At 62.3% G+C, this 25,976-nt stretch carries 24 protein-coding genes; 16 read left to right on the top strand and 8 right to left on the bottom strand.

Annotation, left to right across the window (positions count from 1 at the left end):
- Nucleotides 1-159: 159 nt before the first annotated feature.
- Nucleotides 160-1,878, top strand: a complete 1,719-nt coding sequence (locus CLH61_RS05245; protein WP_211289065.1) for an autotransporter assembly complex protein TamA — start codon at nucleotides 160-162, stop codon at nucleotides 1,876-1,878.
- Nucleotides 1,875-5,669: a translocation/assembly module TamB domain-containing protein gene (locus tag CLH61_RS05240; RefSeq protein ID WP_228152537.1), complete on the top strand. Its 3,795-nt coding sequence runs from the start codon at nucleotides 1,875-1,877 to the stop codon at nucleotides 5,667-5,669. The genes CLH61_RS05245 and CLH61_RS05240 overlap by 4 nt, the downstream gene beginning before the upstream one ends.
- A gap of 6 nt (nucleotides 5,670-5,675) precedes the next feature.
- Here the strand turns inward: CLH61_RS05240 and CLH61_RS05235 are convergent, their stop codons facing one another.
- Nucleotides 5,676-6,386: an SIMPL domain-containing protein gene (locus CLH61_RS05235; RefSeq protein WP_099613636.1), complete on the bottom strand. Its 711-nt coding sequence runs from the start codon at nucleotides 6,384-6,386 to the stop codon at nucleotides 5,676-5,678.
- Between the two features lie 12 nt (nucleotides 6,387-6,398).
- On the opposite strand from CLH61_RS05235, the gene CLH61_RS18295 reads away from it, so the two are divergent.
- A complete protein-coding gene (locus tag CLH61_RS18295) occupies nucleotides 6,399-6,599 on the top strand; it encodes a hypothetical protein (RefSeq protein ID WP_143752089.1) in 201 nt (66 codons plus the stop codon).
- Here CLH61_RS18295 and CLH61_RS05230 read toward each other — a convergent pair.
- Together CLH61_RS05230 and CLH61_RS05225 are read right to left on the bottom strand one after the other, a co-directional pair.
- The gene (locus tag CLH61_RS05230; RefSeq protein ID WP_099613635.1) at nucleotides 6,565-7,335 is read right to left on the bottom strand and encodes a gamma-glutamyl-gamma-aminobutyrate hydrolase family protein; all 771 of its coding nucleotides are present in this window, start codon (nucleotides 7,333-7,335) and stop codon (nucleotides 6,565-6,567) included. The two genes, CLH61_RS18295 and CLH61_RS05230, sit on opposite strands and share 35 nt — an antisense overlap.
- A 3-nt stretch (nucleotides 7,336-7,338) precedes the next feature.
- The gene (locus CLH61_RS05225; RefSeq protein WP_099613634.1) at nucleotides 7,339-8,355 is read right to left on the bottom strand and encodes an amidoligase family protein; all 1,017 of its coding nucleotides are present in this window, start codon (nucleotides 8,353-8,355) and stop codon (nucleotides 7,339-7,341) included.
- A gap of 113 nt (nucleotides 8,356-8,468) precedes the next feature.
- On the opposite strand from CLH61_RS05225, the gene lexA reads away from it, so the two are divergent.
- Together lexA and CLH61_RS05215 are read left to right on the top strand one after the other, a co-directional pair.
- On the top strand, nucleotides 8,469-9,080 hold the full coding sequence (lexA, locus tag CLH61_RS05220) for a transcriptional repressor LexA (RefSeq protein ID WP_211289064.1): 612 nt from the start codon (nucleotides 8,469-8,471) through the stop codon (nucleotides 9,078-9,080).
- Nucleotides 9,081-9,175: 95 nt separating this feature from the next.
- On the top strand, nucleotides 9,176-9,679 hold the full coding sequence (locus CLH61_RS05215; protein ID WP_099613721.1) for a cell division inhibitor SulA: 504 nt from the start codon (nucleotides 9,176-9,178) through the stop codon (nucleotides 9,677-9,679).
- 7 nt (nucleotides 9,680-9,686) lie between these two features.
- On the opposite strand, the gene CLH61_RS05210 is transcribed toward CLH61_RS05215, so the two are convergent.
- Together CLH61_RS05210 and CLH61_RS05205 are read right to left on the bottom strand one after the other, a co-directional pair.
- Nucleotides 9,687-9,947: a hypothetical protein gene (locus CLH61_RS05210; protein ID WP_099613633.1), complete on the bottom strand. Its 261-nt coding sequence runs from the start codon at nucleotides 9,945-9,947 to the stop codon at nucleotides 9,687-9,689.
- A 43-nt stretch (nucleotides 9,948-9,990) separates the two neighbouring features.
- Nucleotides 9,991-10,467: a DUF6586 family protein gene (locus CLH61_RS05205; RefSeq protein ID WP_099613632.1), complete on the bottom strand. Its 477-nt coding sequence runs from the start codon at nucleotides 10,465-10,467 to the stop codon at nucleotides 9,991-9,993.
- 414 nt (nucleotides 10,468-10,881) lie between these two features.
- Between CLH61_RS05205 and CLH61_RS05200 the strand changes: the two genes are divergently transcribed.
- The 5 genes from CLH61_RS05200 (at nucleotide 10,882) to CLH61_RS05180 (ending at nucleotide 16,452) form a co-directional block, all read left to right on the top strand.
- Nucleotides 10,882-12,210 (top strand): DUF1329 domain-containing protein, encoded by a 1,329-nt coding sequence (locus tag CLH61_RS05200; RefSeq protein ID WP_228152545.1) that lies wholly within the window; start codon nucleotides 10,882-10,884, stop codon nucleotides 12,208-12,210.
- 216 nt (nucleotides 12,211-12,426) lie between these two features.
- Nucleotides 12,427-13,875 (top strand): sigma-54 dependent transcriptional regulator, encoded by a 1,449-nt coding sequence (locus CLH61_RS05195; protein ID WP_099613630.1) that lies wholly within the window; start codon nucleotides 12,427-12,429, stop codon nucleotides 13,873-13,875.
- Between the two features lie 111 nt (nucleotides 13,876-13,986).
- Nucleotides 13,987-14,292: an STAS domain-containing protein gene (locus tag CLH61_RS05190; RefSeq protein ID WP_099613629.1), complete on the top strand. Its 306-nt coding sequence runs from the start codon at nucleotides 13,987-13,989 to the stop codon at nucleotides 14,290-14,292.
- Between the two features lie 37 nt (nucleotides 14,293-14,329).
- On the top strand, nucleotides 14,330-16,072 hold the full coding sequence (locus CLH61_RS05185; RefSeq protein ID WP_228152535.1) for an ATP-binding SpoIIE family protein phosphatase: 1,743 nt from the start codon (nucleotides 14,330-14,332) through the stop codon (nucleotides 16,070-16,072).
- Between the two features lie 26 nt (nucleotides 16,073-16,098).
- Nucleotides 16,099-16,452 carry an Hpt domain-containing protein gene (locus CLH61_RS05180; RefSeq protein WP_099613627.1) on the top strand — a complete coding sequence of 118 codons (354 nt, stop codon included), beginning with the start codon at nucleotides 16,099-16,101 and terminating at the stop codon, nucleotides 16,450-16,452.
- Here CLH61_RS05180 and CLH61_RS05175 read toward each other — a convergent pair.
- The 3 genes from CLH61_RS05175 to upp are packed head-to-tail and all read right to left on the bottom strand — an operon-like array spanning nucleotide 16,440 to nucleotide 19,178.
- On the bottom strand, nucleotides 16,440-17,300 hold the full coding sequence (locus CLH61_RS05175; RefSeq protein WP_099613626.1) for a class I SAM-dependent methyltransferase: 861 nt from the start codon (nucleotides 17,298-17,300) through the stop codon (nucleotides 16,440-16,442). The two genes, CLH61_RS05180 and CLH61_RS05175, sit on opposite strands and share 13 nt — an antisense overlap.
- A complete protein-coding gene (locus tag CLH61_RS05170; protein WP_099613625.1) occupies nucleotides 17,281-18,537 on the bottom strand; it encodes a uracil-xanthine permease family protein in 1,257 nt (418 codons plus the stop codon). The genes CLH61_RS05175 and CLH61_RS05170 overlap by 20 nt, the downstream gene beginning before the upstream one ends.
- A 2-nt stretch (nucleotides 18,538-18,539) precedes the next feature.
- Entirely contained in the window at nucleotides 18,540-19,178 is a 639-nt protein-coding gene (upp, locus tag CLH61_RS05165; protein WP_099613624.1) for a uracil phosphoribosyltransferase, read from the bottom strand.
- A gap of 212 nt (nucleotides 19,179-19,390) precedes the next feature.
- Here upp and CLH61_RS05160 point away from each other — a divergent pair, with 212 nt between their 5' ends.
- The 6 genes from CLH61_RS05160 to ccmC all read left to right on the top strand — a co-directional run bounded on the left by CLH61_RS05160 (nucleotide 19,391) and on the right by ccmC (nucleotide 25,976).
- A complete protein-coding gene (locus tag CLH61_RS05160) occupies nucleotides 19,391-20,203 on the top strand; it encodes a MinD/ParA family protein (protein WP_099613623.1) in 813 nt (270 codons plus the stop codon).
- A 70-nt stretch (nucleotides 20,204-20,273) separates the two neighbouring features.
- Nucleotides 20,274-22,538: an ATPase, T2SS/T4P/T4SS family gene (locus tag CLH61_RS05155; RefSeq protein ID WP_099613622.1), complete on the top strand. Its 2,265-nt coding sequence runs from the start codon at nucleotides 20,274-20,276 to the stop codon at nucleotides 22,536-22,538.
- A complete protein-coding gene (locus tag CLH61_RS05150) occupies nucleotides 22,535-23,665 on the top strand; it encodes an ATP-binding protein (RefSeq protein ID WP_099613621.1) in 1,131 nt (376 codons plus the stop codon). Before CLH61_RS05155 ends, CLH61_RS05150 begins: the two co-directional genes overlap by 4 nt.
- A gap of 147 nt (nucleotides 23,666-23,812) precedes the next feature.
- Nucleotides 23,813-24,493, top strand: a complete 681-nt coding sequence (ccmA, locus tag CLH61_RS05145) for a cytochrome c biogenesis heme-transporting ATPase CcmA (RefSeq protein ID WP_099613620.1) — start codon at nucleotides 23,813-23,815, stop codon at nucleotides 24,491-24,493.
- Nucleotides 24,483-25,208, top strand: a complete 726-nt coding sequence (gene ccmB / locus CLH61_RS05140; RefSeq protein ID WP_099613619.1) for a heme exporter protein CcmB — start codon at nucleotides 24,483-24,485, stop codon at nucleotides 25,206-25,208. Before ccmA ends, ccmB begins: the two co-directional genes overlap by 11 nt.
- 24 nt (nucleotides 25,209-25,232) lie before the next feature.
- On the top strand, nucleotides 25,233-25,976 hold the full coding sequence (gene ccmC, locus CLH61_RS05135) for a heme ABC transporter permease CcmC (RefSeq protein ID WP_099613618.1): 744 nt from the start codon (nucleotides 25,233-25,235) through the stop codon (nucleotides 25,974-25,976).

The raw sequence follows: 25,976 nt of genomic DNA, 5'->3' as shown, positions 1-25,976 counted from the left end.
GGCAACAGGTGCGGGCGAATGGGTCAACCGGTACACTCCGTGACCCGGGAACAGGGCTGCGGGGACGGTCGGTAAAAAGGATAGCGAGCCATTGAAAGCGAGTGATGTTTAATGAGGGGCGGCAAATCCCACCACGGGTTTGGCGCATTGCCTGTCCGGATGAGCCGTATTGGCGGGTTGCTGCTGGCCTGGAGCTTGTCCGCGCTGTGCCTGGCGCAGCAGGTGGAGGTGCGTGTGGAAGGGGATTTTCCCCAGTTGCAGGACAATGCCGAAGCCTTTGTGGGCAAGGTTGAAGGCCGCAGTGCCGACAGCCTGAGACGCTACGCCGCCACCGCCGAGGATCAGGTGCGCCAGGCATTGCGGGCCCTGGGCTATTACAATCCCGGAATCGACTGGCAGGTCGATGAATCCGACGACTTGCCGCAGCTGGTGCTGACCGTGCAGCCCGGTGATCCGGTACGTATCCGTTCCCGTGAAGTTCGTATCGAAGGCGCGGCCGACTCCGATCCTGACTTTCTTCCGGAGTTGCCGGAGCAGCCGGCACAGGGCGATATCCTGCATCATGGCCAGTACAACAGCCTGCGTCAGGCCATCCGCTCCAGCGCCCTGCGGCTGGGTTATTTCGATGGCGAGTTTGTTACCCGGGAATTGAAAGTCGATCCGGCCGCGGGTACCGCGGACATTCTACTGGTGTTTCGCAGCGGCGAGCGTTATCGCCTGGGTATGGTGACGTTCACCGGCACGGCCGGCTTCGAACCACAATTGCTCTACAGTTTCGTGACGTTTGAGCCCGGTACGCTGTACCACGCCGACAAGGTCGCCCGGCTCAACAATGATCTGTCCAACAGCGGGTATTTTGCCAGCGTTGACCTGGATGCCCGGCCAGCTTCGGCAGAGGGTGGCGTTATTCCGCTGAACATCACGCTTCGTGCCCGCGACCCCCGTTCGGTGTCTGCCGGCGTGGGTTTTTCCACCGACGTCGGACCCCGGTTCCGTGGGACCTGGCGGGAACACTGGATCAATCCCATGGGCCATCGTCGTGGTGCAGAAACCGAAATTTCCGGCCCGCGCCAGAATCTCAGTACCTGGTATGAATTGCCACTGGATCCGCCGATGACCGATGCCATTCGCCTGACTGCGGGTTATCAGCGGGAAGACATCGAGGATGTGGAATCGGAATTGCTGACCCTGGGCCAGCAATGGCAGCACCAGCTGTCCAATGGCTGGCTACAGGTGTTGTCGTTGCGTTGGGAGGGTGAACGCTACCGGATCGGCACCGAACCCACCGAAACCAGCAGCCTGTTGTTGCCCGGCGCGGGTTATTCCCGGCTGCACTCCGACTCCCCCCTGGACCCGTCCCGCGGATACCGCCTGCAGGTGGATGTGACCGGCGCCCATCGCAGTCTGTTGTCGAAAGCCGACATTCTCCATGTGAACTTCATTGCCCGGGGGTTGTACACCCTGGCGGACAATCACCGTTTCCTCGCCCGTTTCCAGTTGGGCGGCGTGGCCACCAACCGTTTCGCAGACGTGCCGCCATCGCTGCGCTTTTTTGCCGGTGGTGACCAGAGCGTGCGGGGTTACGGCTACGAAACCCTGTCACCCCGGGACGACGAGGGCAATACCGTCGGTGGCCGCTACCTGATGGTGGGCAGCGCCGAATACCAGTACCAGTTCGCCGACCAGTGGCGGGTGGCGCTGTTTTACGACGAAGGGAATGCAATTGATGACCTGCTGGATCCGCTGGCGTCCGGCGCCGGTGCCGGTATCCGCTGGGTCAGCCCGGTCGGTCCGTTACGGCTGGACATCGCCAAGGGCCTGGACCCGCAGTTCGGTGGGGACTGGCGCCTGCACTTTTCCATGGGACCCGAACTATGACCAGGGGTCTGAACCAGGCGGGACGCATAAAGTTGTGGCTGCTGGCGACCCTGGCGGTGCTGGTGGTGTTGCCGCTGCTGCTAATTGCCGGGGCGCTGCTGGCCTTGCGCTCGGAGACGGGCACCGCCTGGGTGATCGAGCAGGTACCGGGCCTGGACGTTACCGATGGCCGTGGTTCGTTGCTGGATCACTGGCAGGCCGGCAGTCTGCGCTGGCAGGGCTATGGTGTGGGCTTGCAGGTGACACAACCGGTGCTGGACTGGTCGCCGAGCTGCCTGTTCAGTCTCGAAGTCTGCCTCGATGAGGTCCAGGCTGGCACCATTGACCTGACGCTGCAGCCGGGCGAGCCAGATGACACGCCCCGGTCGGCCATCGATCTGCCGTCGCTGATTCTGCCGCTGGCGGTCACCATCGGGAATGTCCGGCTTGGCCCGTTCACTGTCAACGGGTCGCCGGTCTGGGACCAGGCGCACCTTGCCGCCACTGGCTCGGGTGCCGATTGGACCATTCACGCCCTGGACTACCAGGGGCAGGGCGTGACCGTGGCCGCCTCGGGTACCCTGGAAACCCGTCGGGATTGGCCGGTGAACCTGGCGCTGACCGTCGATCTGCCGCCACCGTCGGGGGATTTCTGGCAAGTCGTGGCCGATCTTTCCGGCAGTGTCCGGGATCTGCGGGTACAGGCCCGCAGTGAGGGCTACCTGGCTGCAACGCTCCGCGGCGAGGTCCAGCCCCTGGAACCTGCAGTACCGCTGCGCCTTGAGTTGGCGTCCGCCGGGTTCCTGCCCCATGAGTCTGTGCCCGTCACCCTGACCCTGCAGGACTGGCAGATCGCCCTGCAGGGTAATCTCGACAGCGGTTTCCGTACTCGCAGTACCGCCCGTTTGCCGGCCACTACCGGGCCGGTGGCCACCACCTTGACCGGCCACCTTACCACGTCGGGGGTTACCGACCTGACGCTGCAACTGGCGGCCGACAGGACCGCTGCGGCAGCCGCTGGCGAAGATGGTGCCTCCGGGCCGGGTGAGCTCCGGGTTGCCGGGGACATCAGCTGGAGCGCTGGCCTGCAGGCAGATGCCCGTGTGGCAATGACGGGGTTTCCCTGGTACGGCCTGCTGCCGGACCTCGCTGCTCCGCCGGTCGTGCTGGAGACGTTAACGGGCAATGCCCGCTACCGGGACGGCCGCTATGACGCCAGCCTGCAGGCCGGTGTCAGCGGGCCACTGGGCGATGCCAGCCTGGCGTCCGAGCTGACCGGAGACATGGCGTCGGTCACGCTGTCGCAACTGACCATAAGTTCCGGAGCCGGTGAGCTCAGCGGGCAGGGCGAACTTGGCTTTGCCGGGCCGCTGAGCTGGCAGGCGCAGTTGGGCCTTGATGACTTTAATCCCGGTTTCTGGTTGCCGGTGCTGGAGTCGAAGCTCAGTGGCGAGATCCGCTCCGAAGGCCGGCTTACCGATCCGGCAAGTCCGGAGCTGACCGCGAGCTGGGCCATTGACGGAACCTGGCAAGGCAAGCCCGCGGCGGCCAAGGGTGAGCTGGTAGCCGCTGACGGCAGCTGGCAGCTGGCGGGCGCAGAGGTCACCGTGGCAGATAACCGCGTGACCGGTAGCGGGCGTTGGGGGGAGCAGCTGGCGGCGGCACTGGAACTGGACCTGCCTTCTCCGCAACTGTTCCTGGCAGGCCTGGGCGGCCGGATGAACGGGTCGCTGCAGCTATCCGGCACACCGCAACAGCCCAATGGTGAGGTTCGTCTGCAGGGGCGCGGGCTTGAGTGGCAGGACAGCCTGGCGATCACCGACCTGGACGTTACTGGCAGCCTGGCCAATAACCGGACCGTTGAGGTGGACGTCCGGGCCCGGCAAATCGAGAGCGCCGGCCAGCAGCTTGCCGAACTGGCCGTCAAGCTCGCGGGCAACCCGGCAGATCACACGCTGGACATCCGGGCGCTTCACGACGACGCCCGTGTCGAACTGGGCTTTGCCGGGGCTCTGAACGACGCCATGACGGCCTGGTCCGGCGCGCTGGCCCGTGGCGAACTGGTCGTGCCCGAGCAGGATCAGCAGTGGCGGTTGGTGGCGCCGGCGAACCTGGATTTTGTGATGGAGGGTGCAAAGGAGGGTGCAACGGACGGTCCGGAAGGTGCCGGTCCGTCACTTACCTTCGGCGCCCATTGCTGGCGATGGCAGCAGAGTTCGTTGTGTGCCGATGACCAGATTCTGCTGCCGCAACAAACCCTGGCCTATCGGCTTGACCAGTTCCCCACGGAGGCGCTGGCGCCGCTGATGCCTCCCGGATTGCGCTGGCAGGCACTGATTAACGGGGAGTTCAGCCTTGCCATGACACCGCAGGGGCCGGATGGCGAACTGGTGCTGAGTACCGGCGCCGGCGAGGTCGAGGTGCTGGTGCAGGGCGACTGGCAGGCCCTTGCTTACGACCGGCTGGAAACCCGGGTACGGCTTGAACCGGAACTGGCGACCCTGATGGTCAATCTCGCGGGGCCGGAACTGGGTGATTTTGAAACGACCGTCAGCCTGGATCCCCGCTCGCAAACCCGGGAGCTGGATGGCAGCTTCCGCCTTGATGGCCTCGACCTGGCGGTGGCCAATGCCTTCGTGGGGTTGGACGAGTTGACGGGGACGATCAGTGGCCAGGGTCGAATTACCGGGCCACTGATGAAGCCCGCGGTATATGGCGAGCTGGTGCTTGCGGATGGCCGGGTGATGGATCCGCGGGTGCCGGTGCCTTTCGAAGAGCTGGTCCTGGAGCTCGAGCTGCAGGGTTACCGCGCCGACCTGAGCGGTCGCTGGAAGAGTAACGAGCGTGGTGGCGGCACCCTCGGCGGCACCTTTGACTGGCAGCAGTCTCCCACTGCAGAGGTCAAGCTGAAGGGTGCCCGCGTTCCCTTTGCCTACGAACCCTATGCGAGGCTGGAGATGGCGCCGGACCTGACCATTCTGTTTGCCGATGGTGACCTGAGTGTGTCCGGGCGGGTCGATGTGCCGCGGGGCAGTATTGAAATTCGCGAACTTCCGGAGCAGGCGGTTGCGGTATCCGAGGATGAAGTGATTGTCGGGGTCGAGCGGGAGGAACCGGCGGTGCGTGCCCTGAAAATGGATGTCACCGTGGTAGTCGGCGAGGATGAGGTAACGTTTTCCGGTTTCGGTGTCACCGGTGAACTTGAGGGGACCCTGCGAATCGGCAACGACATGGATACCCGGGGTTCGTTGCAGCTGGTCAATGGCCATTACGAGGCGTATGGCCAGGAACTGGAGCTGCGGCGGGCGCGGCTGGTGTTTGTCGGCGCGGTGGATCTGCCCTATCTCGATATCGAGGCGGTGCGCAAGGTGGATACGGTCACCGCCGGTATCCGGCTCAGCGGGCCAGCCACGGCGCCGGAGACCGAGGTGTTTTCCGAGCCACCGATGCCCCAGAGTGAGGCGTTGGCTTACGTAATCCTGGGCCGGCCGTTACGCAGCCAGGGCGACCAGGGGCAGATGAGCCGCGCAGCGCTGTCCCTCGGCCTGACCCAGACCAGCAAGATAACCCAGGGTATCGGCGAGGAGTTCGGCATCCAGAACCTGATCCTGGAGGCAGAGGGCTCGGGAGAGCAGACGTCGGTGGTTGCCAGTGGCTACATCACTGAAGACCTCAGTGTCCGCTACGGGGTCGGAGTGTTTGAGCCAATCACCACCATCGCCATTCGCTATGACCTGGGCCGGTACTTTTACCTGGAGGCGGCCAGCGGGCTGGCGGCCTCCCTGGATATTTTCTACACCCGGGACTTCTGACCGGGATCAGTTCAGCTCGAAGGTGGCACTGACGCTGGCGGTCAGTTCCCGTGGGCCGACACTGGAGACCGCATCTCCGGCGGCCTTGGCTTCGGCCATCATCATCGGAACCGGACGGAAGCCGCCATTGATGTTGATGGTCTTGACGTCGCCACAGCTCATCTCCAGCTGTTCGGCAACGAACTGGCAGCGAGTGCGGGCGTCAGCGATGGCTCGGGCCAGGGCTTGCTGCTGCAAGGCCTGCTCGTCGGAGTGATAGAACTGCTGCGGCCCGAGATGATAATTCAGCCCCAGCGCCTGGGCCTGTTCCAGCAACGGGTTGAGCAGGGCGAGGTCACTGATGGAAAAGCTCACGGTCTGGGAGGCGACCGCCACGCTGGTACCGGGCTGCCCCCGCTCCGGTGCCGGCAGATTGCGACTGTACAGGTTCAGCATGGCGTCGCTGTAGTCATTCAGTTGCGGGCGCAGGTCGGTGGTGGCCTGGCGCCAGCGCGCCATCAGGTCATTGACCTGTTCGGTGGCCCGTGCCGCCAGCGGGTGCTCGGCCGTGGCGGTAAACTGCAGCCTGGCGCTGTCTGGCGTATACTGCACCGAACCTTCTCCGTTCAGGCTGACTTCTCCGGCCTGGGCAGCTACCGGGAAGGTGAGGGCGGCGGCCGCTGCTACGATAGCGAGCGTGTGGGCTGCGCGCAGGGATTTTGTGAGGGTGCCGGGCATTTGCAGGTCTCCATGCTGATATACGATGAACAAGTCCGATTAACCACCCGGGAGCGGGATATCCTTCGCCGCCTGACCGGGGTGGAGCCCCATAATGTGACAACTCGCCAGCAACTTAAAGACTGGAGTGAGCGATACCTGCAGTCGCTGCCGGACGATGCCCGCGAGGTCCAGCTGATCAAGGCGGTGTTGCGTCGTCACCTGCCAGTCTGATCCGTTTGCGGGCGCTGGCGGCCTGCACAAAGCCGCGGAATATCCGCCGGTGGCCGCGGTGGTAGAGCAGGTACTCCGGGTGCCACTGGACGCCCAGGAGCCATTGTCCCCGGGTGTTCTCCACGGCCTGGACAAACAGGTCGTTATCCAGTGCCACCACCTGAAGATGCCGCCCCAGTAGCCTGATTGCCTGGCTGTGAATCCGGTTTGCGCCGATCGACCTCGCGGCCATCAGTCGCCCCAGTCGGCTGGTCTGTACCAGCCGCACGGTCTGTAATGGCAGTAGCAGGGGGCGATGGCGGGTATGCACCCGCAATGGTGTCACGTTCTGGCACAGCGAGCCGCCCCGGAACACGTTGATCAGCTGGGCGCCGCGGCAGATTCCCAGTACCGGCAGCCCGTATACTTCCGCTTGCGCCAGCAGTTGCCAGTCAGTTTCGTCCCGTTGCTGGTCGTAGCTGGCGGTAACCCGGGGTTGCTCACCATAGAGTTGTGGGTGTACGTGGCTGCCGCCGGACAAAACAATACCGTCTAGCAGGGAGACGTCGGTATGGCTGCCCGGAGAGATATAGAAGGTGCGCGCGCCATACAGATGCAGGGCCAGCGCAATCAGCCGGTGTGGCAGGCTGCGTCGCGACGGGCCGCTGATCCCGATGGTGAGCCCGGGAGCCTCGTTGACGCCCGGGTCGGGGCTCGGGCTGGCATTCCGGTCAGGGTAGCCCTCGGAAGTCGACATGCCTCAGATATAACCTTTGCTGCGAAGCCATTGCTGACACTCGTCTGTCCAGCTGTGGGTCAGGTTGTGGAAGCTGAGTTTGCGGCTTGCCCGGAACCGTTCCAGCAAAGCCTGCAGATCGTCGGGGCGGCTGACCAGTTGCTCCAGTACGACCCAGTCATTCCAGACCTGTGAAAAGTGCCACCGGGGATTGTCAATGTCGCAGTCCGGCAGCCGGTAGTGCAGGGTTGGACGGGGTTTGACCCGGGAATCCCGGACATGGCGGGCCAGCAGATCGCTGTCGAGATGCGCGAACAGCGGCAACAGGTCGAGGGCGTGATTGCGGGAGGGATTCGCGGTCAGGTAGTCGGACATCAGCCGAGCCATGTCCGGAGAATAGTCCTTTGCCACCAGCCGATCGGTGTACTGGCTGTCCCAGGGTTCGATGTAGCTGGTCAGCTTGCGGCTGATATCCAGCTGGTGGCGCGCCTTGAGCCAGTCGTAAAGCGCCGCAAAACCCTGCAGGTAGCGCACCAGGGTTGCCGGGTCGAGATCCGGTAACTCGGGGTTCAGTTGCAGCCCGAAGGCGTAATAGACGGCTTCTCGGCTGCCCAGGGCGCCCGCCTCACGGAGACTGTCGCAGAGCGTTTCAATCTGCTCGAGTCGGGACAGCGGAATGGGGGGTGAGACGATTTCCAGAGGAACCAGTTTCTCGGCGGCGGCGTCAATGACGGTCATGGCATGACCGCCCAGCTCGCGGATGGACTCCGGCAGGCGTTCGTCCTGCAGGTCGAGCTCCTTGACCGGGTCGGAGTCCAGCTCAACCGTGAATTCGCCCAGCGCGGTTTTCAGCGAGGTCACGTAACGGGATGTCAGGCGGGGCTCGCCTTCCAGTAACTGCGCACACAGCGTCACCAGTTCATCGTAGCCCAATCCGGACAGCTCGATTTCCACGCCCACCCGCCGCTCGCGGCTGGTTCCGGTAGTGGTATCCCGGGTTCGGCTGATATCCGGCAGCCGGCATCGTCTGGCTGATGTCATCCATGCCCTCCTGAGGTGTCTGACTAACCCTACCAGAAAAAGTGGTTGTCTGCTTTACACTGGATAAAACACTGTATATAGTCAAATCACTGTATAAAAAAACAGGATCAGGAATGATGAAACTAACCGCTCGCCAAAGCCAGGTACTGGACGTTATCCGTCGTTACGTCGACGAAACCGGGTACCCGCCCACCCGCGCCGAAATCGCCACCGAGCTGGGCTTCCGTTCTGCCAACGCGGCAGAGGAGCATCTCCGGGCGTTGGCGCGCAAGGGTGCGATAGAAATGGTGCCCGGCGCCAGCCGCGGTATCCGCCTGCCCGAGGCGGAAGCCGATCTCGGTCTGCCGGTCATCGGCCAGGTTGCGGCGGGTAGCCCGATTCTGGCCCAGGAACACATCGAGGACCACTGCACCCTGCAGCCGGACTTTTTCTCGCCGTCAGCAGATTATCTGTTACGTGTTCGTGGCATGAGTATGAAGAACATCGGCATTCTGGACGGCGATCTGCTGGCCGTTCACAGCACCCAGGACGTTCACAATGGCCAGGTGGTGGTGGCACGGGTCGGTGATGAGGTGACGGTGAAGCGATTCCGTCGTGAGGGTAGCAAGGTGTTACTGATCGCAGAAAACGAAGACTTCGCCCCCATCGAGGTGGATCTGCGGGAGCAGGAGTTGCATATCGAAGGGTTGGGCGTCGGGGTCATCCGGCGGTCGGAACTCCACTGAACGGTCGGCGGTGACGGTGCCTGCCTGCCTGCCGGTCTGGCCGGCGGGTATGCGGATCGGGCAGGGCGCTTACGGGATAAGATTGGGAGGCAATGATGGAACAACTCAGCTTTAACCAGAACCTGGTGCATTCATCCTTTGGTCTTGGCCAGGCAGAGCCGGCCCTGTCTGTCGGGGACCGTGTGCTGGGTTCAGTCCGTGTCCGTGATGCCGGGGCGCAAAGGCAGGTTGCAGAGCCCTTGTCGGAAGGCAACGTCACAGAGATCATACTGCCTGAAGGTCAGGTGGAGAACTTCCAGTTGTTGTTGCCCATGCTAACCCAGCTGAACCAGGAGAAGCGCTGGCTGGCGTGGATTGATCCGCCCCAGGCGCTGGTCAGCAAGTGGCAGAAGATGCACGGCATTATCGCCGGCGAGATTCTCGTACTGCGGTCATCGGACGAATACCCGGCCCAGGAACTCGCTGAGCGGGCGCTCAGTGCCGGAACCTGCCATGCGGTGGTGATGTGGACGTCGAAACTTGGGCGGGGCGCATTCGAGGCCCTGCAACGGGCCTCGGCGAGGGGCAACAGCCACGGTGTGGTGTTGCGCCAGCGCTAACTGAGCGTCAGTGCAGAGTGTAGGATGGCTGCAGGTCGATGGGCTCGGCGTCGTCATCTTCCCAGTCAATATCATGGGCGACGTTACCGACGGCTTCGATACCGGCGGCAATCATGGCCTTGGCAACGTTGAGTTCGCGGTCATCCATCATGTCCCGGGCTTCCGAAGAAAACGAAATCCGGACCAGTGGGGCGCTGTCGTCATCGATGCGGCGCAGAGCGTAGTCGCCGTTACTCAGTTGTACAATCTCAAAAAAAGACGGTGACATGTTTTAACCTTTGTTCGTAGCTGTGTCGTGACAGGGAAGGGTATTACCACTCCCCATGCCGCTCCATTAGCGAATCAGCAAACATTTTCATCGCGCTTAATGTCCGCTCAAGTGCCGGGGCAGACCGGTCGGGGCCAGTGTCCACGGAAACCGCGATGATATTGTCTTCCGAAACAGTCTTCTTGCGGGCCGGCGGATTGGCCTGGGCCTGCTCAAGTTGCGCCAGATGACTCCACCAGGAGTCGCTGCTGTCGGCAAGCCCCCGCAGTTCCTCCACTTCCGGCATGGCGTCACCGATCAGGGAGGTCAACTGCTCCAGCGTCGCCGGGTACACCTTACGGTGCTGGTACAGATCGGCGATCATGGTCAGCATCAGTTGCCGGCTTCGCAGCCCCAGCTCAATCGCGCCCTGACACGTGGCTTCCCGCTCGCTGGCGTGTTCGCAGCGTTGCTGGAGCTGCACTAAGGTTCTGGCCAGAAAAAGCTTTTGCGATACCAGCGTATGCCACGGTGAGGACATGGAGGACCTTGACGGAAATGTTGCTGTGCAATGATTCGGCATTCTACCATTTCGCCTCCGTAAATTCGCCCCCCATGCTGCATTCTTCGACTACCTCGCCCCTGACCTCCGGAGAAAAAGGGGACAGACCCGAGGTCAGTCCCCGGGATTTCAGCCTGAGGTCCTGAGATTCTGCCATATGGTCCGGAGGACCGGCAGGGACTGACCTTGGGTCTGTCCCAGAGGAGCCTCCTCACAAGAAACTACAAAAAGTTTCTTGTCTATGAATACCGGTTCAGGCAAATAAGCACCCGGTTTTTGAATGTTACCGCACCTTTCGTACTGTTTTGGCGAAAATGACGCGAACGTCAACTGGCAGTCGGGTGTCCAGTGGAGGCAATCTGTATGGCTAAATTGGTAATTACCGGATTCATCATGGCGGGCTTGTTGGTGGCCGGGGAAGTGGCTGCGAAGGTGCCGCCGGTCGAGGCGGCCAGGCTCGGGGCGGATCTGACGCCCGTTGGCGCAGAGCGGGCCGGCAATGACGCCGGTACCATTCCCCCCTGGACCGGAGGGCTGACGACACCGCCGGCCGGCTGGCAGCCGGGTGACGTGGAGATCGATCCGTTTCCGGGTGACAAGCCGTTGTTTGTCATCACCAGCGACAACCTGGGGGAGCACCGGCGGTACCTCACTGATGGCCACGTTGCCATGCTGGAGCAATACGGCGGAGCGTACACCATGCCCGTGTTCCAGACCCGCCGTACCGCCTCGTACCCTGAGCGCGTCTATGATCAGCTCCGCGAGAACGCGTTGACGGCCGAGTTGCTGGAGAATGGCAACGGCGTGCGCAATACCATTACCACCAGTCCGTTTCCCATCCCCCGTGACGGCCTGGAAGTGATCTGGAATCACATCCTGCGCTATCGTGGCGAAGAGGTATCCTACCGGTCCGCTTACGCCACGCCGACGACTGGCGGCTCCTACAACCCGGTGATGACCGAGTATAACTACTACTTCGCCTACTCACGCCCGGGCGCGAAGCTGGCAGACATTGACAACAAGATCTTCTATCTGAGGACCGAGATCCTGTCGCCGTCAGCGCTGGCGGGCACTATTACCCTGGTCCATGAAACCCTGGACCAGGTACGTTCGCCGCGGCTGGCCTGGCGCTATGAGCCCGGCTCCCGTCGTTTGCGCCGCTCCCCAAACCTGGCGTACGAGACCGACCTGCCCAACACCTCGTCCCTGCGCACCGTGGACCAGAAGGATATGTATAACGGGGCGCCCAACCAGTATGACTGGGAACTGAAGGGCAAGCGCGAGCTGTACATGCCCTATAACGCCTATCGCCTGCATTCGCGGGACAACAGCGCCGATGACATCATCCGTCCTAACCATATCAACCAGGAGCTGACTCGTTATGAGTTGCACCGGGTGTGGGTAGTGGAAGCCACCTTGCGCACCGGCATCAGCCATGTCTACACCCGCCGTGTGTTCTACGTGGATGAAGACAGCTGGCAGATCCTGGCGTCCGAGGAATATGACCAGGACGGGAAGCTGTGGCGCGTTTCGGAGGCTCACAACATCAACTACTACGGCGAGCCGGTGTTCTGGACGACTCTCGAAGCCACTTATGACCTCAAGGCAGGCCGCTATTACGTGGATGGCCTCGATGACGGCCAGGCCGCCTATAACTTCAATCCCGGTTTCCGGGAAAGTGAGTTCACTGCATCCTCGGCCCGTCGCGCTGCCCGTCGCTGACCTGTTGATAAACGCGACATCCCATTCCTTTCCCGGATGGGGCAGAATCCTTATGGATGATGGATTTTGCCCCGGGGGAGAGCCCCGGGTGGCACCCTTCTTGCTCGCGCTCCGGTGCAGGGACGCACGGGAACTGCTTCTCATGCCTGCCTGCCAAAATTGACGGGTCCGGGATTAAGGTTATAAATTCTGCAGAAAACTCAAGGAAGTAACCGGATGGTCACTAACAACGCAGTGCTGGTGCTGAGTGATGATGAGGCAAGGAGCCATGATATCTCGACAATTCTCGAATTTATCGGCGAAGAGCGGGTGCTGTCCGGCACCGCTGCCCGGGAGCTGATCGGGTCGCCCGCGACCGGTGTGGCCGCGGATGTGGCAATCATTGATGGTGACATCCGTGGCGTGGTCGCGCTGGTTCGGGAGGTGTGCCGGGCTGACCGGGGCCTGCCCATCCTGATGATCGGTGACCCCGCGCTCAAGGGGCTGTCGGCCGAGGATTCGGGCCGCATTATTGCCCGCATGGAGTGGCCCCTCAACTACACCAAGTTTATCGATTCCCTGCATCGTGCCCAGGTGTTCCGCGACCAGTACAGCCGGTCGCGGGACCAGCGCGGTATGCAGCGCGGTCTCCAGCTGTTTCGCAGCCTGGTCGGTACCAGTCGCGGCATTCAGGCGGTCCGGCAGCTGATGCAGCAGGTGGCGGACAAGGAGGTTACGGTACTGGTCACCGGTGAGGCGGGTACCGGCAAGGAAGTGGTTGCCCGCAACCTGCACTACCATTCGCCCCGGCGGGAGCAGCCCTTCGTGCCGGTCAACTGCGGGGCCATCCCTCCAGATCTGCTGGAAAGTGAGCTGTTTGGTTATGAGAAGGGCGCCTTCAGTGGCGCGATTACCTCCCGTATTGGCCGCATCGAGCTGGCGGAGGGGGGCACCCTGTTTATCGATGAAATCAGCGAACTGCCCCCGGGGCTGCAGGTCAAACTGCTGCGGCTGTTGCAGGATGGCGTCTACGAGCGGGTTGGCAGCAACCGGACCCAGGCGGCGAACCTGCGGATCATTGCGGCCAGTAACCACGACCTCGAAGAGCGGGTCGCCACCGGGCGGTTCCGTGAGGAGCTGTATTATGCGCTGAATGTCTTTCCCATCGACATGCCAGCGCTGCGCGACCGGGTGGAAGATATCCCGCTGCTGGTCAACGAGCTGATTGCACGGATGGAGAAAGAGCGGCGCGGATCCCTGCGGATCAATTCCGGCGCTATCATGAGCCTGTGCCGGCACGACTGGCCGGGGAATGTCCGGGAGCTGGCCAATCTGGTTGAGCGCCTGGCCATCATGCATCCCTACGGCGTGATTGGTGTTCAGGAACTGCCCAAGAAGTTCCGTTACGTGGATGACTTTGACGAGAATCGCGGGGGCGAGGAGGCGGGATTGCCGGCGGGGATACCCGGATTGGTCGGCCTGGATGCGCCCGCGCTGTTGCCGGTGAACGGGATAGACCTCAAGGAATACCTGGCCAACCTGGAGAAACAACTGATCCAGCAAGCCCTTGATGAGACTGGTGGCGTGGTGGCGCGGGCAGCGGAAAAACTTCGCATCCGCCGCACCACGCTGGTGGAGAAAGTGCGCAAGTACGGCTTGCGGGAAAACGAGTCCGAAGACGCCTGAGCGCCGCTTACCCGCTCAAAAAACGGATGCAAATTGCTGGCACTGGACTATCCTGTGACAGAGAATCAGCGCGGTATTAGGCGTACTATGGGGCTTGGTGGAGGATCGCGAATGCCTATTCAGACATCTTGCAGTGACGACGGGCGCACACTCACCATCAGGGTCGATGGACGGTTTGACTTCAGTACCCACCAGGCATTTCGTGATGCCTACGAGCAGGGTGGCGATTCGGTGAACCTGTACGTGGTGGACATGACCGACACCACCTACCTCGACAGCTCCGCCCTTGGCATGTTGCTGTTGCTGCGGGACTATGCCGGTGGCGATGCCGCCCGGATTCGCATCGAGAACTGCAACAGCGATGTCCGCCGCATTCTCGCCATCTCCAACTTCGAGCAGTTGTTTGCGATCCACTGAACCGCCGTCCGGATCACTCTTCCCGGGGTCTTCTGTTTTGGAGCAGCCTCTTTCCGGTACTCCCGCCCTCCGCATCCTGATCGCTGACGACAGCGACAGCGACCGGCTGATTCTCAAAAAACTGCTGAGCCGTGAGGGGCACGAGGTACTCGAGGCCCGGGATGGCCTGCAGGCAGTGGAACGGTTTCGCGAGGCCCGTCCCCAGCTGGTGTTGCTCGATGTCATGATGCCGCGACTGGATGGCATGGAAGCGGCCCGTGAGATCAAGGCGCTCGCTGGCGAAACCCTGGTGCCGGTGATTTTCCTCACCTCCCTGTCCGATGCGGATGCCCTGGCCCAGTGCCTGGAGAGCGGTGGCGACGATTTTCTTTCCAAACCCTATAACCGGGTCATCATCCGCGCCAAGATCAACGCCTTCAACCGCATGCGGATGATGCACCAGACCCTGTCCGAGCAACGGGACCTGATCCACGAACACAATCGCACCCTGCTGGAAGAGCAGAATGTCGCCAAGCGGGTGTTCGATAACGTGGCTCATACGGGCTGTCTTGATGCGCCGAACATCCGCTATCACGCGTCCCCCCTGTCCATTTTCAACGGCGATGTGCTGTTTGCCTGCCCACGTCCTGCCGGTGGCATGCAGATCCTGATCGGGGATTTCACCGGGCACGGGCTGCCCGCCGCCATTGGCGCCATGCCGGTGGCCGAGATTTTCTACGGCATGACCAGCAAGGGCTTCGGCTGTGAGGACGTGCTGCGGGAGATCAACCAGAAGCTGAAGCGCATCTTGCCCACGGGCATGTTCTGTTGTGCGGCGTTGATCCAGGCGGATTTCCACCACAATCAGCTGAGGGTCTGGAACGGTGGCCTGCCCGATGGCTTTCTGGTCCGGCGTAACGGCAAGCGGATAGCGCTGCCCTCTACCCATTTGCCGCTCGGGGTGCTGGAGCCGGCCCAGTTTTCTTCCGCCGTGGATGTCATCCAGACCGAGCCGGGAGACATCCTGCTGATGATGACCGACGGCGTTCTGGAAGCGGAGAATGCGGCCGGGGAGTTTTATGGCGAGCGCCGCCTGCTCAAGTCCCTGGAGCGGGTGGCCACCGGCCTGCATCCGTTCGATGCCGTGATGGCGGGGGCAATCGGATTTATCGAAAGCGGGCCGGAGCAGGATGATCTGACCCTGCTTTCCCTGGAAATGGTCGGGGGCGCGCAGTTGGCGGATGTCGCCGGGCACCAGCTGCAGTCAGCCTTGCAGGGGCCGGAAAACTGGCGGTGTGAATACGTCATCAGCGACCACACCCTGGCCCACTTCAGCCCATTGCCGCTTCTGTTGCACATCTGCATGGAGGTACCCGGATTACGCCGGCGCAGCGGCGAGGTTTACACCCTGCTGTCGGAGCTTTACACCAACGCCCTTGAACACGGGGTGCTGGCGCTGCCTTCGGACTGGAAAAATTCCCCCGAAGGCTTCGGACGGTACTATGCTGAAAAGGAGCGACGACTGAACGACGTCAGCGGTCACCGGATCCGCTTCACTCTGGAGCACCGGCAGACCGGGTTTGGCGGTGAGCTCCGGGTAAGCTGCGAGGATACCGGGCCGGGCTTTGATTTCCGGCGCTATCTGGCGGGCGATGAGCGCAAACCCAGGTATGCCGGCCGTGGCCTTACTCTGTTAAGACAACTGAGCCACTCGCTGACCTTTCACAAACAGGGAAACCACGTTGAAATCGTATACCATTGGCGGTTTTCCGAGGGCTCCGGGGAACTTCCCCGGGGCTGAACTGATTGATACGCAAGGGGGTTGTCATGACCGACCAACCACATCTGGATGAAGAGGCCCTGGCCGAGCTGCAGGATGTCATGGAGGACGAATTCGACGTACTCATCCAGACCTACATCAGCGATTCGTCCGACCGGTTGGCGACGCTGAAAACCACGCTTGAGGCCGGCGACATGGAAGGCTTTTCGCGCTGCGCCCACAGTTTCAAGGGCAGTTCCATCAACATTGGGGTGCCCCGGCTGGGCGCGCTGTGCCGTGATGCAGAACTTGCTGGCAAATCCGGTGATCTGGCGCAGGCCGGCGCATTGGTGGCGCGGATTGAAGAAGAATTCCGGGTCATTCAGGCCCGCTTGGAAACCCTGCTGGTTCAGTCCGGCTGACCCGCCTCGATAATCCGGATCATCGGTGCCTGCCGGCTCCGCGGGATCGCCAGTCGGTCGTAGAAGGTTTCCGGGTTGTGAATCCGGACGTCCTCAAACCCAGCCCGGAGGAAGGTCTGCCGGGCTTCCCCGTCATCGTGAAAGTGAAAGCTGACCTGGCTGCGGGTAAGTTTGCCCAGCATGCCGCCGAGCGTGCGCAGGCTGCCCCGTAGCAGCGGCTGCCGGGGCATCAGGTAGCTCTCGGTCAGGTAAACGGAGCCCGGCCGGGCGGCCAGGGCCCCCGCCAGCCGTTGCCAGAAGTGCGCAATCACCGCCAGGGAGAAGTAACTGGTCAGGCCCTCGGTGACCACGATGACCGGTTCCGGGCCGGGGAATGCCCGCCCGATCACAGCCTCCAGGGAATTGTCCCCCGTTTCAGCGAGGATATCGACCGGCATAACCTGGTGATGGGGGCCAAGCCGGCCGGCGGCCAGCAGGTGGGCGGCTTTCCGACTGGCCATGCCGGGCAGGTCGGCTTCCACCATGTGGAGGTGGGGATGACGCTGGCGCAGGCGGATGCCCCGCGGTGACATGCCACAGGCGACTTCCAGCACCCGGGTGATACCGCGTTCGGTAACCGCCCGCTCGATGAGTTCGTCGATAATGAGGTGGCGCTGCAGCAGGAAGGTTCGGATATTGCCGCCAACGATGGCCTTGCTGGCGACTTCAAACGGCGTCATCAGGTGATAGAGCAGGTCGCCCTGGCGGGTCGTCAGAGCGTCGTCGGACAGCCCGAACCGGTGCCAGACGGCACCGGTATACAGGGCGGTAAAGCTGATGCCCGAGCTGTCAGTCGGCTTTTTGCTCATAGATCGCCTTGCCCCAGGCTTCGCGACTACCCGGCAGGAGGAGGTTAAGCAGGATGGCAATCACCGCACTCAGGGCGATGCCTTCCAGGTGGCCAATGACCATGCCGCCGATACCGAACACCAGGGTCACCGCAACGATTACCAGGTTGCGGGATTCCGACAGGTCAACCTGGTTGCGGATCAGGGTGTTCAGGCCCACCACCGCAATGGAGCCGAACAGCAGGCAGAGAATGCCGCCCATTACCGGCACCGGAATGGTTTGCAGGGCCGCGCCGAACTTGCCCACGAACGCCAGGATCACCGCCACAATGGCGGCCCACCACATGATTTTCGGGTTGAAGTTGCGGGTCAGGACTACGGCGCCGGTGACTTCAGAGTAGGTGGTGTTGGGCGGTCCGCCAAAGGCGGCGGCGGCACTGGTGGCCAGGCCGTCGCCGAGCAGGGTGCGATGCAGCCCCGGCTTGTCCAGGTAGTTCTTGCGGGTGACGCTGCCGATGGTGATGATGTCGCCAATGTGCTCGATGGCCGGGGCCAGGGCCACCGGAATCATGAACAGGATGGCGCCCCAGCTGAATGCCGGCGCCACGAAATCCGGCATGGCAAGCCACGGGGCCTCGCGGATCGGTGTGAGGTCGACGATGCCGGCGAACGCGGAGAGGATGTAGCCGGTTATCACGCCGAACAGGATTGGCAGCAGGCGCAGGAAACCGGTCGCCCAGACCGACATCACGATGGTGACCAGCAGGGAGGCCATGGCAATCCAGATCGCGGTGTCATAGGGTACCAGTACCGCGGCGCCGTCACCGGTCCGGCCGGATGCCATGTGCACCGCCACCGGAGCCAGACCCAGGCCGATCGACATGATCACCGGGGCGATCACCACCGGGGGCAGCAGGCGGGTGACAAACCCGGTACCCCGCAACCGTACCGCCCCGCTGAGAATCATGTAGAGGATGCCGGCGGCCATCAGGCCACCGAGGGTTTCGGCCATGCCGAACTTGCCCTTGGACGCAATGACCGGGGCAATAAAGGCGAACGAGGAGGCCAGGAAGATGGGAATCTGGCCGCCGGTCACCAGGTGGAAAATCAGCGTGCCAATGCCGGCGGTGAACAGGGCAACGTTAGGGTCCATGCCGGTAATCAGCGGCATGAGAACCAGCGCGCCAAACGCTACCAGCAGCATCTGGGAGCCGGCAATCACCTGCTTCCAGACCGGGTCGTTCGTATGATCCTGCATGCTCAGACGTCCTTCTGCTTGGTGCCGAAGATCTTGTCTCCGGCATCCCCAAGACCGGGAAGGATATAGCCTTTCTCGTTCAGCCGCTGGTCAATAGAGGCCGTAAAGATGGATACATCGGGATGTTGCTCGAGTACCCGCTCGATGCCTTCCGGTGCGGCGACCAGAACCAGGGCGCGGATTTCGGTGCTGCCGGCTTTTTTCAGCAGGTCGATGGTAGAAATCAGCGAGCCGCCGGTGGCCAGCATGGGATCAACGATCAGCGCCATGCGCTGGTCCAGTTCGCCCACCAGTTTCTCCAGGTAGGTGCTGGCTTCAAGGGTTTCCTCGTTGCGGATCTGGCCGACCACACTGACCCGGGCCACCGGAATCAGGCTCAGTACACCATCGAGCATGCCCAGCCCGGCACGCAGGATAGGCACGATGGTGACTTTCTTGCCGTGGATCTGTTCCACGCTGACCGGGCCCGCCCAGCCATCGATGGTCTTTTCCTGCAGGGTGAAGTCCTTGGTTGCTTCGTAGGTCAGCAGGGCGCCGACTTCCTGGGCCAGCTCACGAAAGTTCTTGGTGCTGATGTCGGCGCGGCGCATCAGGCCCAGTTTGTGTCGGATCAGGGGGTGTCTGACTTCGTGGATTGGCATGGGGTCACCTGTGTGTCGTAGCGTTTTGGCTTTAAAAGGTCTAAATGGCGCAAGGATACCGTATCTGAGATTAGTCGTCAGGCGACGGAAGGTGAAATCCTGTCAGGGCTGAAGGGGATCTCGCGTCGCTGTGGTCTGCGGTGTGTTTTCCCCGTGCCATGGCTGTGAGATGATTCCGCCAGATTATCACTGGCCAGAGGAAAGGATTCGACATGAGTGCAAGAGGTCCGGTGCAGGTGATTGCAGTTTCCGGCGGCAAAGGCGGTGTCGGCAAGAGCAATATTGCGGTCAACCTTGCGGTGGCCATGGCCGGCATGGGGCGTCGGGTGGCGGTGCTGGATGGCGACCTGGGGCTGGCCAACGTGGACGTTTTGCTGGGCCTGGCCATCCAGCGTAATCTCGAGGACGTGGTGGCCGGGGAATGTGCGCTGGCGGACATCCTGGTGGAAGGACCGGCGGGCATCCGGGTGGTGCCGGCGGCATCCGGCAGCCTGCGCATGGCGAGCCTGTCCGGTGCCGGGTTGACCGGCCTGATCAACGCTTTCAGTGACCTTGCCGACGAGCTGGATGTGCTGATTGTTGACACCGCGCCGGGCATTTCAGAGCCTGTGGTGACGTTCCTGCTGGCCGCCCAGGAAGTTCTGCTGGTCATCTGTGACGAGCCCACCTCGATTGCCGATGCCTACGGGTTGATCAAGCTGATGAACCGTAACTTCGGGGTGAACCGGTTTCGGGTGGTTGCCAACCAGGTCCGCAACGATCAGGAGGGCCAGCACCTGTTTGAGAAACTGACCCGGGTCACCGAACGATTTCTGGATGTTGCGCTGCAGTATGAAGGCGCGGTGCCATATGATGACAACGTGAAAAAAGCGGTCCAGCGGCAGCGGGCCTTTGTGGATGTCTACCCGCGGGCGCGGGCGTCACAGGCCGTCCGTACCCTCGCCGAGCGGGCAGACAACTGGCCGTTGCCGTCATCGCCGCGGGGCCACCTGGAGTTTTTTGTCGAGCGGCTGGTCGGTGCCTGATCCGATCACTGACTGATTTGATTGACGGCCGGAATGAAACCAGCCTGAACCGAACCTTTGGAAGTTGTGGATGAAACGTATCGATCAGCGGGCCCGTCAGGCCCTGAATGCCATATCCCGTCATGACTTTGTTGCGTCTGCCGATCTGAAGGACTCGATCTCCGGCCACTCCATTCCCAGGGAAGAAACCCTCGCCCATATTCTCGGGCTGATTCCCGAGGTTGCGCCCGGTCAGCTGGTGATGCATGTCGGCGGCGGTTCCGGCTATGTCGCGGCGGTATTGTCCCGGCTGGCGCGCCGGGTAATCTGCGTGGAGCGGGATCCGGTGGTGGCGGAGGCGGCCAGGGAGCGGTTCTTCCGGCTCGGGCTCCATAACATCGACGTGATTATTGCGGATGCCCGCAACCCGTTTGAGCTGGATGAACCGTGCGATATGGTGCTGTGCACCTCGTTTGTGGACAACCAGGAAGCCCTGCTGCCCCACCTCCGCCCCGACGGACAGTTGATTTGCCTCGAGGGCCACGCCGGGCCGGTGCCGAGTCTTGCGCTGTACCGTCGCCATGGCGAGGGCCTGGTGCGGGAGCGCACACTGGGCTGGGTGGATTTCAATCGCAACTCCGAGCAGATCCTGATCGATCTGGGGGTGGTGGACGACAAAACCCTGGCTGCCGCACGGGCCGAAGCCATCGCCGGTAATTGCCGGGTGCTTGATGTGTTGCGCAAGAAGCTCAATCTTGAGGAGGCCGATCTCTTCCGCTCGATTGCCCGGCAACGGGGGATGAAGTTCGTCGAGGTCGACGACCTGATGGAGCAGCTTGATTTCTCCCTGTACAGCCGCTTTTCGCGGACATTCCTCGATCTGTCGCGGCTGATCCCGGTGTCGCTGCTGAACCAGCACATGGTGGTGGTCACCGACGACCCCGATGCCCGTACCGACCAGCTGGAACGGATGAGTCCGACCCAGGACATTGAGTGTCTGCTGGTGACACCCACCGACTTTCGCCGGTTGTGGTCGGTGCTGGAGCTGGCGGTAAAGGGCAACCGGTTTGTGGCGGACAATACGTCACCGGGCGAGCCTGTGCGGCAAAGCAATGACCTGCTGGCGAAGTCCGAAGACCACATCAGTCCTTACCTGGTGTCCGTCTATGAGGCCATCCTGCTGGATGCCGTCAGCGAAAAAGCCAGCGACATCCACATTGAGCAGTATGGCGAGCGGGTGCGGGTGCGCCTGCGGGTGGATGGCGACCTCCATGACTTGCCCCAGTACCAGCTCACGCCGCGGGAGCTCAAAGGGGTCATCAACGTGATCAAGTTGCGGGCGGAGCTCAATATTGCCGAGCGTCGGCTGCCCCAGGGCGGGCGCTCCCGCTTGCGGCTGGGAGAAAGCAGCTACGATCTGCGGATCCAGACCCAGCCCTCGCTCCATGGAGAGCATGCGGTAATCCGGATGCTACCCCAGACCGGCCGTGCCATGACCATTTCCGAGCTGGGGATGTCGCCGGCCATTGGCGCCTGCTACACGCGCCTACTGGACAACCCCGCCGGCCTGGTGCTGGTGGTGGGGCCCACAGGTTCGGGTAAATCCACCACGCTGTATGCGGGCTTGCAGACCCTGGCGGATGACGGTCGTCGCAAGGTCATCACCGTGGAGGATCCGATCGAGTATTCCATCGATAACATCCAGCAAACCCGGGTACGCGGTGAAATCGGCTTCAGCTTTGCCGACGCCATGCGGTCCTTTGTGCGCCAGGACCCGGATGTGATCCTGGTGGGTGAAATCCGCGACGGCGAGACAGCGCTGGAAGCCATTCGAGCGTCCCAGACCGGCCACGTGGTGTTGTCCACCCTGCACTGTAACGACGCGGTGGACTCCCTGCAGCGGCTCTATGACCTGGGCGTCCATCCCAACTCCATTGCCGGTGAGTTGCTGGCGGTGATCGCCCAGCGCCTGGCCAAGCGCATCTGCAAACACTGCAAGCAGCCGGCCGAGCCGGATCCGGCCATCCTGCGGGAATTATTCCCCGACGGTCCGCCCGCCAATTTCCAGTGCTTTGAAGGTGCTGGCTGCCAGGCCTGCAACGGTCGTGGTACCCATGGCCGGGTCGCCATCATCGAATACATGGAAGTGGATGCCGATATCCGCAACGCCATTTCCAGCCAGCCCCCGGTCGGCGAGTTGCGCTGGCGGGCGCTGGATGCCGGGCTGGTCACCATGCGGGACAGCGCCCTGGATCATGTGATCGAAGGTCTCATTCCGTTATCAGAATTGCCCCGGATCCTGCCGCGGGAGCGTATGGCTCCAGAGGTACGCGGTGGCCGCAGGAGAGCATCATGAGTCGTCATTCCAGCAAATCGTCCGCCGCAGCGCCAGCACCGGCCGTCAAGGGCGTCCAGCGCCAGGCCGTCGAGTTTGCCTACGCCGAAGAACTGGCACGGTTGCGGGACCAGGATCGCAGTCCGGTGCCGCCGGGTTGGCTGATGTCCCCGATTGCCGTGGAGAAGTTCATCATGGGGGATGATGCCCTGGGCATCGAGCGCAAGTTTGTCGCCGAGCGGGCGATGGTGACGCGGATTATCATTTCCCTGTGTACCTCCCGCGGCTGCCTCCTTGTTGGTGAGCCGGGTACCGCCAAATCCTGGCTGTCGGAACTGCTGGCAGCGGCCATCTCCGGTGATTCCACGCTGACCCTGCAGGGCGGTGCCGTTACCCATGTTGGCCAGTTGCTTTACAGCTGGAACGAAGCCGTCATCCAGAAGGAAGGCCCCACGCTCAATGCCTTGGTGCCGAGCCCGCTGCTGCGGGGCATGCAGGAAGGTCGCCTGGTCCGTTTTGAAGAAATAGCCCGCTGTCCCCAGGCCTTGCAGGATGCGCTGCTCTCGGTGCTGTCGGACCGGGTGGTGGTGATTCCCGAACTGGCGGGAGAGAGCGGGGTGGTGTTTGCCCGTGACGGCTTCAACGTGGTGGCCACCTCCAACAGCGTCGATGAGGGCGTGCACGCCATGAGCGCAGCGCTCAAGCGCCGGCTGGATTTCGAGGAGATCCGGCCGATCCGTAATCTCTCCGACGAGCTTGATGTGGTGACGCGGGAGGTCCGCAAGGAGAACCGCAAGGCCGGTGTCGAGGTAGAGGTGGATGCCGAGGTGATCGAGGTACTGGTGACCATGTTCCATGAGCTGCGTAACGGCCAGTCACTGAATGGCCGCAGCACCGATCGCCTGGCCGGCTCCGCGCTGTCTACCGCGGAGGCCGTGTCGGTGGCCCACGCGACCAGTCTGAGCGCCTGGTATTACGGCGAGGGCACGATGACCCTGGAGCAGCTGATGAATCATGTGGTCGGTTCGGCCCTGAAAGACCAGCCCGACGACCGCCGTCGCCTGCGGCACTATTTTGATACCGAGGTGGCGGTCAAGCAGGGTAGACACTGGCAACGGGTCTACGATCTCCGTCACCTGATCCAGTAGCGTGGTTGCCGGATGGCGGGTTCGCCATCCGGTGTTCGCTGGTTACGGTTTGGTAATGTGGTGGCGGTCCAATTGATGTCGGACAAGAGTATTCCTGTGACGGTTTCGTTATAATGCTCCGCGCTAATTTTCTGTTTCGGGGCCCTGATGTCTGAGCCGTTACTACAGGCTGTCGATCTGCAATGTGAGCGTGACGACCGTGAGTTGTTCCGGGCACTGAATTTCACCATTGCCGCCGGTACGCTGACCCGTGTCGAAGGTCCCAATGGTTCCGGCAAGACGACCTTGCTGCGGATCCTCGCAGGGCTGAACGACAGTTTCAGTGGCCGCCTGTTGTGGCAGGGGGAGCCCCGTGATGCCCGGCGCGAGGAATTTTTGCGCAATCTTCTTTATATCGGCCACCGGCCCGGTATCAAACCCCTGCTGACCCCCATCGAGAACCTTCGCGGCCTGCTTGCCGGCCGTCAGCAGGTGGCAGACACGGTGCTCAGGCAGGCCCTGGAGGGCACCGGGCTGGCCGGATACCAGGATGTACCTTGCCGCAACCTGTCGGCCGGCCAGCAGCGCCGGGTGGCACTGGCCCGGCTGCTGATCTCTGACGAGCCGTTGTGGATCCTTGATGAAGCCTTTACGGCACTGGATTTTCACGGCGTCGAGGGGCTCGAACGCCTGCTGGTGGAACGCGCGGCCAATGGCGGCGCGGTGGTAGTAACGACTCACCACGACCTGCGGCTGCCGGATATTCATCGTATCGTGCTGGGTGCGACGGCAGTGGCCGGCGATCACGGTGCCACTTGCCAGCAAGCGGGAGAAGCCCATGCCCACTGACAGCTCGGTGCGGGTGCGCCCGCTAACCGCCGGTCCTGGGGTGATGGCGGCCATGGTGGCGGTGGTCCGGCGGGATCTGCAGGCCAGTTTCCGCCAGCGTCAGGACCTGCTCAATCCGTTGCTGTTCTTCATCATGGTGGTAACCCTGTTCCCCCTTGGGGTTAGCCCGGAAGTATCCTTCCTGCAGCAGGCCGGTACCGGTATCCTGTGGGTGGCGGCATTACTGGCAACGTTGCTGTCCCTGGATCACCTGTACCGCCATGATTTTGATGATGGCACCCTGGAACAGTTGATGCTGCAGCCGCAGCCGCTGTACCTGCTGATTCTCGCCAAAGTGCTGGCGCACTGGCTGGTGACGGGACTCCCGCTGGTGCTGTTGGCGCCTTTACTGGGAGTTATGGTGCACCTGGAGGGGAACTCCATCGGCATTTTGTGTCTAACGCTGCTGATCGGGACTCCGGTGCTGAGCCTGATCGGTTCGATTGGCGCCGCGCTGACCCTCGGGCTGCGATCCGGAGGTGTGCTTTTGTCATTGCTGATCATCCCGCTGTATATTCCCGTGCTCATTTTTGGCACCGGAACCGTCGCGGCCGCAGCTGAGGGTGCGCCGGTAAGCGCGTATATCGCGTTGATGGGGGCTTTCCTGGTGCTGGCGCTGACCCTGGCACCCTTTGCCTCGGCAGCTGCGTTGCGCATCAGCATGTCGAACAGTTAACAAGGTCAAGAAGGTAACAACCTGATGTGGCAGTTTTTTCACAAGCTGGGGTCGCCCAAGTGGTTTTACGGCATTGCCACCCGGCTGATGCCGTGGCTGCTGGTGGGCGGTATCGCCCTGCTGCTGGCGGGGGTGGTGTGGGGGTTGGCGTTTGCGCCGAAGGATTACCTGCAGGGTAACAGCTACCGGATCATCTTCATTCACGTACCGACCGCGTTCCTGGCCCAGTCCATCTATATCATGATGGCGGTAGCGGCGGTGGTTACCCTGGTCTGGCGGATGAAGCTGGCCGACCTGTTCGTGCGTTCAGTGGCGCCGGTGGGAGCGGTACTCACGTTCCTGGCCCTGTTCACCGGGGCAGTGTGGGGCAAGCCGACGTGGGGAACCTGGTGGATCTGGGATGCCCGGTTAACGTCGATGCTGATCCTGCTGTTCCTGTACTTTGGCGTAATTGCGCTCGCGGCGGCGATTGCCGACGAAAAATCCTCGGCCCGTGCGGTCGCGGTGCTGGTACTGGTGGGGGTGGTGAACATTCCCATCATCAAGTATTCCGTGGAGTGGTGGAATACTCTCCACCAGCCGGCGACGTTCAAACTGACCGAGCGCCCGACCATGCCGGCAGAGATGTGGGTACCGTTATTGCTGGCGGTGCTGGGGCTTTACCTGATTTTTGGCTGGCTGGCCTGCCTGCGTATGCAAACCGGTATCCTGGTGCGGGAAAAACGCACCCGGTGGGTGCAGGAACTGGTCAGGACGGGAGGACACTGA

The organism is Marinobacter profundi, from assembly GCF_002744715.1.
Classification (GTDB): Bacteria; Pseudomonadota; Gammaproteobacteria; order Pseudomonadales; family Oleiphilaceae; genus Marinobacter; species Marinobacter profundi.
This window is presented reverse-complemented; position numbering and strand designations above follow the sequence as displayed.

Bases quoted from the DNA above. Each gene is read 5' to 3' on its own strand.
- CLH61_RS05245 (WP_211289065.1), top strand. From the start codon at position 160: ATGAGCCGTATTGGCGGGTTGCTGCTGGCCTGGAGCTTGTCCGCGCTG.
- CLH61_RS05240 (WP_228152537.1), top strand. From the start codon at position 1,875: ATGACCAGGGGTCTGAACCAGGCGGGACGCATAAAGTTGTGGCTGCTG.
- CLH61_RS05235 (WP_099613636.1), bottom strand. From the start codon at position 6,386: ATGCCCGGCACCCTCACAAAATCCCTGCGCGCAGCCCACACGCTCGCT.
- CLH61_RS18295 (WP_143752089.1), top strand. From the start codon at position 6,399: ATGCTGATATACGATGAACAAGTCCGATTAACCACCCGGGAGCGGGAT.
- CLH61_RS05230 (WP_099613635.1), bottom strand. From the start codon at position 7,335: ATGTCGACTTCCGAGGGCTACCCTGACCGGAATGCCAGCCCGAGCCCC.
- CLH61_RS05225 (WP_099613634.1), bottom strand. From the start codon at position 8,355: ATGACATCAGCCAGACGATGCCGGCTGCCGGATATCAGCCGAACCCGG.
- lexA (WP_211289064.1), top strand. From the start codon at position 8,469: ATGATGAAACTAACCGCTCGCCAAAGCCAGGTACTGGACGTTATCCGT.
- CLH61_RS05215 (WP_099613721.1), top strand. From the start codon at position 9,176: ATGGAACAACTCAGCTTTAACCAGAACCTGGTGCATTCATCCTTTGGT.
- CLH61_RS05210 (WP_099613633.1), bottom strand. From the start codon at position 9,947: ATGTCACCGTCTTTTTTTGAGATTGTACAACTGAGTAACGGCGACTAC.
- CLH61_RS05205 (WP_099613632.1), bottom strand. From the start codon at position 10,467: ATGTCCTCACCGTGGCATACGCTGGTATCGCAAAAGCTTTTTCTGGCC.
- CLH61_RS05200 (WP_228152545.1), top strand. From the start codon at position 10,882: ATGGCGGGCTTGTTGGTGGCCGGGGAAGTGGCTGCGAAGGTGCCGCCG.
- CLH61_RS05195 (WP_099613630.1), top strand. From the start codon at position 12,427: ATGGTCACTAACAACGCAGTGCTGGTGCTGAGTGATGATGAGGCAAGG.
- CLH61_RS05190 (WP_099613629.1), top strand. From the start codon at position 13,987: ATGCCTATTCAGACATCTTGCAGTGACGACGGGCGCACACTCACCATC.
- CLH61_RS05180 (WP_099613627.1), top strand. From the start codon at position 16,099: ATGACCGACCAACCACATCTGGATGAAGAGGCCCTGGCCGAGCTGCAG.
- CLH61_RS05175 (WP_099613626.1), bottom strand. From the start codon at position 17,300: ATGAGCAAAAAGCCGACTGACAGCTCGGGCATCAGCTTTACCGCCCTG.
- CLH61_RS05170 (WP_099613625.1), bottom strand. From the start codon at position 18,537: ATGCAGGATCATACGAACGACCCGGTCTGGAAGCAGGTGATTGCCGGC.
- upp (WP_099613624.1), bottom strand. From the start codon at position 19,178: ATGCCAATCCACGAAGTCAGACACCCCCTGATCCGACACAAACTGGGC.
- CLH61_RS05160 (WP_099613623.1), top strand. From the start codon at position 19,391: ATGAGTGCAAGAGGTCCGGTGCAGGTGATTGCAGTTTCCGGCGGCAAA.
- CLH61_RS05155 (WP_099613622.1), top strand. From the start codon at position 20,274: ATGAAACGTATCGATCAGCGGGCCCGTCAGGCCCTGAATGCCATATCC.
- CLH61_RS05150 (WP_099613621.1), top strand. From the start codon at position 22,535: ATGAGTCGTCATTCCAGCAAATCGTCCGCCGCAGCGCCAGCACCGGCC.
- ccmA (WP_099613620.1), top strand. From the start codon at position 23,813: ATGTCTGAGCCGTTACTACAGGCTGTCGATCTGCAATGTGAGCGTGAC.
- ccmB (WP_099613619.1), top strand. From the start codon at position 24,483: ATGCCCACTGACAGCTCGGTGCGGGTGCGCCCGCTAACCGCCGGTCCT.
- ccmC (WP_099613618.1), top strand. From the start codon at position 25,233: ATGTGGCAGTTTTTTCACAAGCTGGGGTCGCCCAAGTGGTTTTACGGC.